An 11,994-nucleotide genomic window follows, 5' to 3' on the forward strand; every position below is an offset into this window, starting at 1 on the left:
ATGGATGCGCTCGCCGGACGGCACGAAGGCGCTTGCCTGCTGCCTCAGCGTCCCTCGGGCGCCAGCCGGGCGTGCCGGAACCGTGGCGGCGCCAGGAGAGGATCACCCCGCCGAACACGCCGCCGCATGTCGCGTTCGCGCCAAGTGGACGGCCGCCATCGCCGTCCCTCTCCGCCGCTGAACGGGATCGTGCCCGTCCCGCGCCGAAGCCGATCGTTAGGCTGTTCCACATGCGCCGCATCACCGGAAAGCAGGTCGTAGACCTCAGCGGCCCGGACTTCGACACCCTGCTGTCCCAGCACGACGGCGTGACCCTCGACGTCGGCACCGGCGACGGCAAGCACGCCTTCCACCTCGCCAAGGCCCACCCCGACCGCCTCGTGATCGGCCTCGACGCGGCCAAGGACAACCTGCGCAAGGTCGCCACCAAGGCCAGCGCCCGCAAAGGCGGACTCCCCAACCTCCTTTATCTCTGGGCCGCGGCCGAACACCTCCCCGCGGACCTGCACGGCGTCACCGACCTGCATGTCCTCATGCCCTGGGGCAGCCTCCTGCGCGGCATGCTCGGCTCCGACCCGGCCATGCTGCGCGGCCTCGCCGCCGTCTGTGTTCCCGACACCACCTTCCTGATCACCCTCAACCTGCACGCCTGGCGCCCCCCCGTCCCCGAGGTCGGCGACCACCCCGAACCAACCCCCGAGTCCGCCGCCACCGACCTGGGCCCAGCCCTCAAAGCAGCCGACTGGCGCCTGGACACCGCGGAATACCTCGACGCAGAAGGCATCAGCGCCCTCGCGACCTCATGGACCCGCCGCCTCAACTCCTCCCGTGACCAACTCGACGTCCTCGCCCTGACCGGCCTGATCAACCCCACCCCGGACAGCGCCGCCTGACCGAGCCGTAGTGATCGCCCGGACGCGCCGCAGCCCCACCCGCAACCCACCCGGCGAACTCGCCATGCCCGGCAACCCCACCCGTCGGCGCATCTCGCACACCTGAGCCTTTGCCGCCGTGAGGCTCGGCGTACCCGGCGACCCCGTGCACCAGCGAAGCCCGCACACCCGAGCGTTGTTGGTCGCAAGGCTGTGCCCGCGAATGTCCGCTGGCGATTCCCGCGCACCCGAGCCTTGTTCGCCGCGAGATTCCGCGTACTCGGCCCCACCGTTTACTAGCGAATCCCGCGCGCCGAGCGTGTTGGTCGCGAGGCTCCTGTGCACGCGCCCCTGTCCACCAGTGGTTCCCGCACATCGAAGCCTTGTTCGCCGTGAGACTCGGCGTACCCGGCCACCCCATGCACCAGCGAAGCCCACACACCCGAGCCTTCTCCGCCGCAGGGCCCCGCGTGTCCACAACCTGTCGCCAGCGAGTTCCAGGCACCAGAGCCTTCTCCGCTGCTCCAAGTGCCTGCGACCTGCCGGTGAGCGAACCCCGCGTCCCCAAGCCTCGTTCGCACATAGCTCCGCGTGCCCGAGGCCCCCCCTTGTCCGCTGGGTCCCTGCGCCTTGAGACCCATAAGCGCGTCCAGGACGCCTACTAACCGGGAGACTCTCATGCGCCCGAGACTCCGCTTGCCCGATAACTCCGTTCCCTTGAAACCTCCTCTCCCCCTGACCCCTAATGGCCGAAGGGCAACCAGCGATGTCGTCTAGTGCTGCGGCAGGCATGTTCCCAGAAGGGTGGCGGCCCCTGAGTTCCTGCCCTCTTCCAAGTTATCGACGCGGGTGCCCGGCGGCAAAGGGATGCGCGCTGCCCTGTGGATAACTCGGGTTTGGCCTGGTCAGCCCCTGTGTGGACGGTCCAAGCCGAGCACGAAGTCGTAGGCCTGCTTGCGTGACCACCCCGGCTGTTCCGCGAGCGCGCGGGCGAGCGTCTTCGCCGACACGTCCTGGGCCAAGAGCGTGGTCAGCAGCGCGGCGGGGGTCAGATCCGGCGCGGGATCGGTGGGGAAGTTCTCGACGGGGTCGAGCGCGCACAGGACGTCCCCCGAGCCGCCGATCTCGCGGATCCGGGCAAGCGGCCCCCACACCGGAAGCTCCCCGCCATGCGGCAGCACAGTCGCCGCCTGGGTGCCGATCGCGCGTTCTGCGTCGTCCAGGTGCCGGGGCAGTTCGCTTACCGGGCAGCGGAAGACCACTGTGGACGATCGGTGCGCCGTCGCCAGCCGCACGACTTCGCGTCGGGCGAATGCGGTGGCGAGCAGCACCGGTCCGCCGAGCGGGGACGCCTTCGCCACCGCCAACTCGGGTGGCAGGCCGAGCACCTCGACCACGGGCCGGTCGGCCAGCAGCGCACGCACGGCCGGGCTCGTGGTGTCCACGGTCGACACGGCCAGGATTCGTGCGTCGGAAAGGGGCGCCTCGGCGCCGACGATCCCACCGTGCGCGGTAACGACCGACCGGGCGGCGGGATCTTCGGCGAGGATGACGTCCGCGGCCGCGCATTCGGCCGCGAGCCGGTCGTCGTGGCCCTGGCCTGCCCGGTAGCGGATCAGCCGCGGGTCCGGCCGGTCGTCGCGCTCGACCACGACGTCGATCACCGCGGCCGGGTCGGCCATGGCGGCGGCCAGGGCGCGCGGGAGGTCGGCGGAGGCGAGGTCGGCGTCGGTGGCCAGGGTGTTCGGTAGCCGTTCGCCGCTGCGGCGCACGACGGCCGTGTCGCCGGGTCGCCAGCGGGAGTTGGCCAGAGCGCGCACGGTCGCGGTCTCGCCGCCCGCGCTGATCGTGATCAGCACGGGGCCCGCGAGGGCGGGCGGCGGGTCGCCGACCAGCGCGCTGTCGACGCCGACCACGCACGTCGCCCGGCCGGTGATGTCGGAGTCGACGGCGAACTCCAGGGTTTTGGCATGGGTCGCCCGGATCAGCGGGTGCCCTCGGCACCGCAGCCGCAGCAACTCGTCCGCCACCGTCCCCGCACCTCTCCCTGGTCCGATCGAGCATAGTGACGCGGGCAGTATCAGCACCGGGCTGGTGTCCTGTCACAACGGTCGAGGTGGGCACGTCACCCCTACGACGGAACCTGATCGAAGGATGTGACCGTGACCGACAGCGACTGGCTGGCCAGGCGATTCGAGGACAACCGCGCCCACCTACGCACGGTGGCCTACCGGATGCTCGGCTCGCTCCCCGAGGCGGAGGACGCCGTCCAGGAGGCGTGGCTACGGCTCAGCCGCGCCGACACCGACGAGGTGCGCAACCTGGCGGGCTGGCTCACCACGGTCGTGTCCCGGGTGTGCCTGGACATGCTCCGCTCCCGCAAGACCCGCCGTGAAGACCCGGTCGGCGACGACATCCCCGAGTCGCCCGCCGTGGAGGCTGGCCCGGAACACCAAGCCGTGCTCGCCGACACCGTGGGCCCGGCGCTGCTGGTCGTCCTGGAGACTTTGGCCCCCGCCGAGCGCCTGGCGTTCGTCCTGCACGACATGTTCGCCGTCCCCTTCGACGAGATCGCGGCCATCATCGAGCGCTCACCGGCCGCTGCCCGGCAACTCGCCAGCCGTGCCCGCCGCCGAGTCCAAGGCGCGTCTTCCGCCCCCGAGGTGGACCTCGCCAGGCAACGGGAAGTGGTCGACGCCTTCCTAACCGCCTCCCGCGGCGGCGATTTCACGGCCCTGCTCGCCGTCCTCGCCCCGGACGTCGTGCTCCGCGCCGACCCGATAGCCATCGCGGGCGCCACGGCGAGCCAGGCGGCGGGCGCGCCGGTCCTGGCGCCCGAGGTCCGCGGCGCGGCGTCGGTGGCCAAGGCGTTCACCGGCCGCGCCCGCGCTGTCGGGTTGGCGTTGGTCAACGGAGCGGTCGGGGGCATGTGGGCGCCCAACGGCGAGCCCCGCGTCGTCTTCGACATCGTCGTCAGCGGCGGGAAGATCGTCGCCATCGACGTCGTCGCCGACCCTGCCCACCTCGCCGAACTCGACTTGTCGGCCCTCTAGCGACTACTGGAGAACCGGTAGGGCGGGTTCCCGTGGCCGATCGGCGGCCTCCTGGAACACGTGGACGGCGGCGAAGGCCAGCAACACCAGGCCGACGGTCACGTGCAGGGATTGCAGCGCGGTCACCGCGGCGGTGGGCAGGCCGTCCTTGGCGAACAGGAGGCCGGGAAACGGGAGGCCGATGTTGGTGCCGATCGGCCACGCGAACAGCAGCAGGTAGCCCGCGACCGTCGACGCCAGCATCAGGCGGGAGCGGTTGACGTAGGCGGCGTGGGCGCCGAGCACGAGGAAGGGGACGAACCAGACCCAGTAGTGGGACCAGCCCATGGGCGCTACCAGGACGCCGGTGACGCCGACTGTCGCGACGGCGAGAAGCTCGTTTCCCTGCCTGCTGGCAAGCACCGCTACCGTGAGCGCGACCATCGTCACCAACCCCGCGACGGAGAGCCACAGCAGGGTTGGAGGCTCTTGGTCGCCCAGGGCCCGGCCGATGACGCCGCGGAGGGTCTGGTTCTCCGAGGCGAGGGTGAACGCGGACCCGACGATGCGGTTGGCGTCGGCGAAGTTGCCGGTCCAGAACCGCCACGACTCGCCCGCGAGGACCAGGAACCCGACGCCGACCGTGGCCGCGACCGCCGACGCGGAGACCGCGGCGGCCCGGAAGCGCCTGGTGAGCAGCAGGTAGACGATGAAGATGCCCGGGACGAGCTTGATGCCCGCCGCGACGCCGACCAGGACGCCCTTGGCGCGGTGGCGGTCGGGCAGGGCGAGGTCGAGGACGACCATGGCCATGAGGACGAGGTTGACCTGGCCCCAGGTGTTGTTCCACAGCACCGGTTGCAGCCCCAGGCTCAGCGCGCCGAGCGCGGCGGTGGCGGCGAGCCTGCCGTGGTCGATGGCGTGGCCGAGCATGCCCCAGCCTGTCCACACCACGGCGAGCAGGGCGAAGACGTTCGCGCCCAGCACAAGGGCGGGCGCGATCGACACCGGAATCCCGACCAGCGGCACGAACAGCACCGCGGCGAACGGGGTGTATTTGAACGTGCCCCCGATCGTCGGCAGCGCTGCCTTGCCCTCTTCGTAGAGCGGAGCCCCGTCGAGGACGGCCTGCCCGGCGGCGACATAGGACCAGAAATCGGTCAGCGCGGAGCGCAGCGGAACCCAGCGGATTCCCCAGGCGTGGTAGACGTACAAGGCGATCAAGAGAAGCATGCCCGCCCCGGCCAGCCAGGCGACGGAACCGGGTAGGGCGCGCGGTCTTCTGGTGGAGGAATTCCAACTCACCGCGGTGACTTTCTCACGGCTTCCCCGCCAGAACGCGCGGAAAGGCCAACGACCACCCGGACGGGCGAATTCTCGGAGTGTCGCGGTCGGTTTTCCGCCAGCCGACGGCCTCTGGCCGACCACGTCATTGGTGAGTGCATTCGACATTCGCCGCGCGCTTTCCACCGCCCGCTCGCCCCCGGCGGGCGCCGGGCTGTCGGTGGTGTGGGCGAGAATGACCCACATGGGTGTGTCCAGCGGTGAGTTCCTGCGGATGGTCGACCGTCTCGCCGAGGTCGAGCGCGCCAAGGCGCGGGACTACATGTCGTTCAGCGTGTGCGGCAAGCGGTTCGGCTACCACTGGCCGAGGACGAGCACGGTCGGCCTCAAGCAGACCCTGTCCGAGCAGATCGCCCTGGTCGCCGAACGCCCCGACGTCTTCGAGGTCCAGTTCACCGCGGGCGGCTTCGGCTGGATCGTCGTCCACCTCCCCAAGATCGACGCCGACGAGCTCCTGGAACTCCTCTACGAGGCTTGGCGCCTGTCCGCCCCCGAACCTCTCGCCGACGAACACCCGCTCCCGGTGAGTGACTAACTTCCGATCGTGAACCTCCCCGCTCGGGCCGGGACTCTTTCCCGGCGGCTTCTGGCGTCGAGTGCCCGTTGAGCGCGGTCGGTGACTTCCAATGAGGACTTTGTCGCAAATTCGCTTGCCGAGAAATCGTTACAGGCCAGCGGGAACGATGGGATGTCGATTCGATCACGTGGTTGTCGTCCTGTCCAGTGATTGTCCACTTTTTCGCATGTTCGGAGTCTGTTGTGCGCGGTCTCGCTGCTTTACGCTCGGACCGCCCAACAACAGGTCCACGAAGGAGCGATGGCGCGCGTGTACGAGTACGACGTGTTCATTAGCTACCGGCGCCTGGGCAAGGTGCCCGAGTGGGTTCGCAACCATTTCATCCCCAACCTTCGGGACCTGCTGATCGACAACCTCGACTACACGCCAAAAATCTTCCACGACGAGAAGATCCGTGGTGGGGTGGAGTGGCCGCTGGAGTTGGAGTCGGCCCTGCGGCGAACCCGCGTCCTGGTTCCGGTGTGTTCACCGCAGTACTTCCGGTCCCCGTGGTGCCTGGCGGAGTGGCACTCCATGGCGCAACGGGAGAAACTTCTTGGCCTGGCCTCACCGGAACAGCCTCAGGGGTTGATCTACCCGGTGCTCTTCTCCGACTCGGTGAACTTTCCCGACTACGCCCGCAATCGGCAGATGCAGAACTTGAAACCGTGGAACCTGCCGTACGCCCAGTTCCAGCAAAGCATGGACTTCCTCGGGTTTCACCGAGAGTTGGAGAAGATCGCCATCGAACTCGCGGAACTGCTGCAACGGGTGCCCGAGTGGCGCCCCGATTGGCCTGTCGACCGGCCGGAACCCCCGCTTCCCCCGCCGACGCCCCTACCGAGGCTCTGACGCCATGGCCGGGACTGTCGTGACGTTCTACTCATACAAGGGCGGTGTTGGCCGCAGTTTCACCCTCGCCAACATCGCCGTGCTGTTGGCGCGGTGGGGCCACCGCGTGCTGTGCGTCGACTGGGACTTGGAGGCGCCTGGCCTGCACGACTACTTCCGGCCCATGACGGAGACCGAGCCCACCAGCGGGACCATCGACCTAGTGGACGACTTCCTGTCCGGCGTCGACCGCCCGGTCAGCGACCACGTGACCCCGTTGACCGGCCCGGGAACGCTCCATCTCATGGCGGCGGGCAGGCAAGACGCCGACTACATAACCAAAGTGCAGAGCATCGACTGGGCGAGGCTCTACGACAACGGATTCGCCGATTTCCTTGAACGGTGCCGTGCGCAATGGACGGCCGACTACGACTACATCCTGCTCGACAGCCGCACCGGCGTGTCCGACATCGGCAGCATCTGCACCGCGCATCTTCCCGACCGGCTTGTCGTCCTGTTCACCGCGAACGTGCAGAGCATGCAGGGCGCGAAGAAAATAGTGGAACGCGCTGGTCAGGCTCGTGACCGCATGCCATACGACCGGCCGCAACTTCCCGTGCTGCCGGTGCTGTCCAGATTCGACAGTCGGGTTGAGTACGAGCGCGCCGAACAGTGGCGGCGCACCTGTCTGGAAGAAACAAGCGGGCTGTTCGGCAACTGGCTCGACCGGGCCGTCTCGCCCGAGGTGATGTCCAAGCACCTCACCCTTCCCTATGTCTCCTACTGGAGTTTCGGCGAGCAACTGCCCGTCAGCTTCGAGGCGTCCCCGACCGCGGACCAGATCGGCTTCGCCCTGGAGACGGTCGCCGCGGTCGTCGCGCACCACTTCGACCACACGCTGCTGCTGGCCGAGAACCGCGACGCCTATGTGGCCGCCGCCCAGATCGGGAACGGCGAGTTCGCGCACGATGTGGTGGTGAGCGCGCCGCGGTCGGCCCTGGCGGTCGCTGATTCGCTGATCGAGGAACTGCGCGTGCTCGGCGTTCGGGTGGGGCGGTCGCTGTCGGGAGACCGGTCCATGCTCGGCAGGGTGGACGACGCCCGCCACCTGTGCCTGGTGGTCGACGGCGAGGTCAGCCGGTGGCAGTCGGTCGAGGTGGATCTGTTCCTGCGCCGCACTCTCGGCCAAGACCGCAGACTGATCCCGGTGCTCACCGAGAACGCCGACGTGAACTCACTGCCCGGTTACGTCGGCAACCTGCGCTATCTCAGAATCGGTTCCGCACACGGACCCGCTGAAGTGGCGCGCAGCCTGGTGGCCCAACTCGACGGCTCCACATCCATGGATGACAGCGGCGACACGGGTGCCGATCTCGCCGCCCTGCTTCGCCGGACCGCTCGCGCCACCCTTCGCCCGGTGTTGTGGGAACTCGTGGAAGACGCCGTTTTCGCCTTGTCCGCCGCTGTCACGGCGAGGGACGAAGCGCGGATTCACGAGGCCGCGGTGGATGTCGAACTCGCGGGCCGACCCCGGTCTGTCTACGGCCAGGACGACTACCGCGTCGAGGCTCCGGAGGAAATCCGCTTGATGATCGAAAATCTCGTACGGCTGCTCGAAGGACAAGAGGCGAAACCGAACGGCACTGGGCCGTGAGTTTTCGAGGTTTGCCCGAATAGAACCATCTCGGTTTCGGCCCGGCTCGCTCGCTGGGCCGAGAACTCAGGCGTGCCCGGAGGACATCGGATGACTGACCAATTGGGACACAAGCAGATCGCGGCCATGCTGACGCTGATGGCGCTCAACAAGGAGGTGTCCAATCCCCAACTACAGGCCATTCTGGGCTTCGCGCTCGACGGCAAGGACCGCAGGGGGCTCAACGATCTGCAGATGGTCACCAGCAGGAAGCAGGGACGGTGCTTCGTCCACGAGTTGACCGATCGGGGGTGGGCTTGGTGCGGCGACGAACTGGGCACGCAGGCGCCACCTCGGCCCGGCTACCTCGGCGCCGCGCTTTACGTCCTGCTCGGCGGGGTCGGCCGGTTCCTGCGCCGAGAGAACCTTCGGCTGGGCGACGTTTTCGTGGCCGAGGCCGACTGGACGGCGGAAGAGATCGAAAGCCGGATACGCCTGGCGTACCGGAAGCTGGCTCCGTCGCCACGGGACTGGGTGCGGCTGGCCGACCTGCGCCCCATGCTCGATGGCGCGCCGAGAGCGGAGGTCGACGCGGTGCTCAAGGAACTGAGCCGCACCAAGCAGGCGCACCTAGCGCCCGACCCGAACCGCAAGACGCTTACCGAAGCCGACCATGACGCGGCCATCCGCATCGGCGGCGAGGACAGCCACCTGCTTTCCCTGGCGGCGTCATGATCGGGCCAATGGAAGCGTTGCGGGCGCTGCATTTGAACCCGGCCAACACGCCCGACCACGTGTGGCGGGATTCTCCGTACCATGTGGACGGTATGCACTCCGATGTGTCCTCGGCGATCGAAGCGGGCATCGCGGAGGCGGTGGCCAGCGATGGCCCCAGCCCCATCGGGCTGGTCTTGCAGGGGCAGAAGGGGGTCGGCAAGACGCACCTGCTTGGCCAGATCCGCCGTCGAGTGCACTGCGCGGGCGGCTACTTCTTCCTCAACGACATCACCGCAGGCGACGCTTTCTGGGAGAACACCGCCAACTCCCTGCGCGGGGGCCTCGCGCGACCGAACGAGACCGGTGAATCCCAGCTCAGGACCTTCCTGAGGCGGGTATGCGACCGGGCCAAGGTCGGGAAGCAGACCACCGATGCCGTCACCGGCGCGCGGAACCTGACCAGGAAAGACCTCGACGCCTTTGTCGCCGGGCTCCGCGAACTCGACCCCCAAGTGGCGCAGGAGTGCCACGACACCGCGCGGGCACTGGTCCTGTCTGCCAGCGAGGACGCCGACCAGAGCTACATCGGGGATGACTACCTGGGCGGATTTGACGAGTCGGTTCGCGGTGAGCGGCGCAAGTGGGGAATCCGCCGACACCCGAAGTCGCTGTTGACCCAGGTCTACGACATCTCGCAGCTTCTGGCGCTGACGGGTCCGACCGTGGTGGCCGTCGACCAGCTTGACACCCTGATCGCGCGTGAGCCAAAGCAGATCACGCAGCTCAGGGACTCTGGCGGCGAGTCGGCCCTGCTGGTGGCGCAGATCGCCGACGGGCTGATGCGGTTGCGCGAGGTCACCCGCCGGACCGTCACCGTGCTGGCATGCCTTCCCGGCACCTGGGAGCAGATCAAGACCAAGGCCGTGGACACGGTCCCGGACCGCTTCCGCGAATCGCTCACCCTTGGCCGCATCACTGACGCCGCGCTTGGCCGCGCGCTGATTGAGACCCGGGTCGGCGTGGCGTATAAGGACATGAAGTTCACGCCGCCGCACCCCACTTGGCCGGTGGCGCCGTCCGCTTTCGAGGGGGAGTGGCAGCAGTACACCCCTCGTGAGCTGCTGAAGCGACTGGGCAGCCATATCCACACCTGCCTGCGCACCGGGGAAATCCGGGAACTGGCCGGGTTTGACGACCGTGCCCCACGGTTGCCCGTCGTGACGACCGAGAAACCGCAGCCGGATCGCTTGGCCGCGCTCGACGCCCGGTTCGACAAGCTGTGGTCGACCGCGAAGCGCAAGGCGATGCTCGATGAGCGCGCCGAGGACAAGCTGATGCCGGAACTGCTGTCCGCCGCGCTGCGGGCCTGGATCACCGAGGTCGGCGACGACCACATGGAATGGGTCCGCGAGACGGGAAGCTGGGCCAAGCACGAGTTGCACGCCTGGCTCAGCCGCACCGTCGACGAGGCACTGGACTTGCAGGAGCACTGGGCATTCCGGGCGATCTCCGCCAAGCACCACGTGGCCGTGCTGCACCGCCTGCGCAAAGCCCGGTCAGCGGCCGGGGCGCGCCAGGGCGCCGACAACCGCCACCTGATCCTGATCCGCAACGGATCGTGGTCGACGGGGACCGCGACCCAGGCCGAGCTCAGGGAGTTCGAGGCCGCGGGCGGGCGGCGGGTGAAACTCTCCGAGACGGACCTGCGCACGTTCTGGGCGCTCAAGGAGATGTTCGCCAAGGGCGGCAACGACTTGGACGAGTGGCTGGTCGCGCGCAGGCCCGCCAGCCGCTCCCAGTTCCTCTCCACGGTGCTGCCCGTATCCCGAGCGCCGGAGGTGGGAACCCACCCGCCGCCCGAGAACCAGGAGTTCACGCTCGGAACCGTGGCGGACACCGGAGAGCCCCTGCGGATCGAGTTGGCGGCTCTGCGCAAGCACGCGGCGATCTTCGCGGGCTCGGGTTCGGGCAAGACAGTCCTCATTAGACGAATCGTCGAGGAGTGCGCCCTGCTGGGCGTGTCCGCGATCGTGCTCGACCCGAACAACGACCTCGCGCGGCTCGGCGACGCCTGGCCGGAACCGCCAGCGCAGTGGGGGCCGGACGACGCCCGGATGGCCAAGCGGTACCTGGACGAGACCGACGTGGTGGTCTGGACACCGGGCCGGGCGAGCGGCAGGCCGCTGGGTTTCCAGCCGCTGCCGGACTTCGCGGGGGTCCTCGATGACGACGACGAGTTCACCGCGGCCGTGGAGATCGCCGTGGCGACGCTGGCGCCGCAGATCAGGCTCACCGGGTCGACCGCCAAGGCCAGCCTCGGCCAAGCCGTCCTGCGGCAGGCGCTCATCTACTACGCGCGCACGGGGGCACGCAGCCTCCCGGAGTTCATCGACGTCCTCGCCGAACTGCCTGAGGGCGTGAGCACCCTCGACAACGGCGTGCGCATCGCGGCGGAACTGGCGGAACAACTCAAAGCCGCCATGGTCAACGACCCGCTTTTCGCGGGCACGGGCGAACACGTCGACCCAGGTGTCCTCCTCACCCCCGAGCCGGGGAAGCGCGCCCGGGTGTCGGTGATCAGCTTCGTCGGCCTGCCGTCCGACGGACAGCGGCAGAACTTCGTCAACCAACTGCAAATGGAGCTTTTCGCCTGGATCAAACGCAACCCGGCGGGCGACCGCCCCCTGGGCGGCCTGTTCGTCATGGACGAAGCCCAAACCCTCGCCGCGTCGGGCGCCCTGACCGCCAGCACCCGTGGCACGATCGTGCTCGCCTCCCAGGCCCGCAAGTACGGTTTGGGCCTGCTGTTCGCCACCCAGGCCCCCAAGGGCCTGCACAACCAGGTCGTCGGCAACGCGATGACCCAGTTCTTCGGCCGCCTCAACAGCCCCGCCCAAATCGCCGCGGCCAACGAACTGGCCAGAGCCAAAGGCAGCCCGGTGGCCGGTATCTCCCGCTTGGAACGCGGCCAGTTCTCCGTCTCGGGCGAGATGTTCGGGTTCCGCCAGC

At 68.7% G+C, this 11,994-nt stretch carries 9 protein-coding genes; 7 read left to right on the top strand and 2 right to left on the bottom strand.

Annotated features, from left to right (window positions below; translation table 11 throughout):
- The first annotated feature begins 230 nt into the window (after positions 1-230).
- Positions 231-893, top strand: coding sequence for a 16S rRNA (adenine(1408)-N(1))-methyltransferase KamB (gene kamB / locus ACZ6SD_RS26985; protein ID WP_465319797.1), 663 nt, complete (start codon positions 231-233; stop codon positions 891-893).
- An 884-nt stretch (positions 894-1,777) separates the two neighbouring features.
- On the opposite strand, the gene ACZ6SD_RS26990 is transcribed toward kamB, so the two are convergent.
- Positions 1,778-2,902, bottom strand: coding sequence for a DUF371 domain-containing protein (locus ACZ6SD_RS26990; RefSeq protein ID WP_465319798.1), 1,125 nt, complete (start codon positions 2,900-2,902; stop codon positions 1,778-1,780).
- 132 nt (positions 2,903-3,034) lie between these two features.
- On the opposite strand from ACZ6SD_RS26990, the gene ACZ6SD_RS26995 reads away from it, so the two are divergent.
- Positions 3,035-3,925 (top strand): sigma-70 family RNA polymerase sigma factor, encoded by an 891-nt coding sequence (locus ACZ6SD_RS26995; protein WP_465319799.1) that lies wholly within the window; start codon positions 3,035-3,037, stop codon positions 3,923-3,925.
- 3 nt (positions 3,926-3,928) lie between these two features.
- Here the strand turns inward: ACZ6SD_RS26995 and ACZ6SD_RS27000 are convergent, their stop codons facing one another.
- The gene (locus ACZ6SD_RS27000; protein WP_465319800.1) at positions 3,929-5,209 is read right to left on the bottom strand and encodes a glycosyltransferase 87 family protein; all 1,281 of its coding nucleotides are present in this window, start codon (positions 5,207-5,209) and stop codon (positions 3,929-3,931) included.
- 223 nt (positions 5,210-5,432) lie between these two features.
- On the opposite strand from ACZ6SD_RS27000, the gene ACZ6SD_RS27005 reads away from it, so the two are divergent.
- The 5 genes from ACZ6SD_RS27005 to ACZ6SD_RS27025 form a co-directional block, all read left to right on the top strand.
- Complete coding sequence (locus ACZ6SD_RS27005) at positions 5,433-5,783, top strand: MmcQ/YjbR family DNA-binding protein (protein ID WP_465319807.1); 351 nt, start codon at positions 5,433-5,435, stop codon at positions 5,781-5,783.
- A gap of 282 nt (positions 5,784-6,065) precedes the next feature.
- Positions 6,066-6,656 (top strand): TIR domain-containing protein, encoded by a 591-nt coding sequence (locus ACZ6SD_RS27010; protein ID WP_465319801.1) that lies wholly within the window; start codon positions 6,066-6,068, stop codon positions 6,654-6,656.
- A 19-nt stretch (positions 6,657-6,675) separates the two neighbouring features.
- Positions 6,676-8,289, top strand: coding sequence for a CATRA system-associated protein (locus ACZ6SD_RS27015; protein WP_465319802.1), 1,614 nt, complete (start codon positions 6,676-6,678; stop codon positions 8,287-8,289).
- A gap of 90 nt (positions 8,290-8,379) precedes the next feature.
- The gene (locus tag ACZ6SD_RS27020) at positions 8,380-9,003 is read left to right on the top strand and encodes a hypothetical protein (protein WP_465319803.1); all 624 of its coding nucleotides are present in this window, start codon (positions 8,380-8,382) and stop codon (positions 9,001-9,003) included.
- Between the two features lie 8 nt (positions 9,004-9,011).
- The coding region (locus tag ACZ6SD_RS27025; RefSeq protein WP_465319804.1) for an ATP-binding protein at positions 9,012-11,994 on the top strand (2,983 nt) is incomplete at its 3' end.

Source organism: Actinokineospora sp. NPDC051303 (assembly GCF_055586285.1).

What these genes read in the sequence shown, in the direction of transcription:
- kamB (WP_465319797.1), top strand. Translation starts at nt 231, where the DNA reads ATGCGCCGCATCACCGGAAAGCAGGTCGTAGACCTCAGCGGCCCGGAC.
- ACZ6SD_RS27005 (WP_465319807.1), top strand. Translation starts at nt 5,433, where the DNA reads ATGGGTGTGTCCAGCGGTGAGTTCCTGCGGATGGTCGACCGTCTCGCC.
- ACZ6SD_RS27010 (WP_465319801.1), top strand. Translation starts at nt 6,066, where the DNA reads ATGGCGCGCGTGTACGAGTACGACGTGTTCATTAGCTACCGGCGCCTG.
- ACZ6SD_RS27020 (WP_465319803.1), top strand. Translation starts at nt 8,380, where the DNA reads ATGACTGACCAATTGGGACACAAGCAGATCGCGGCCATGCTGACGCTG.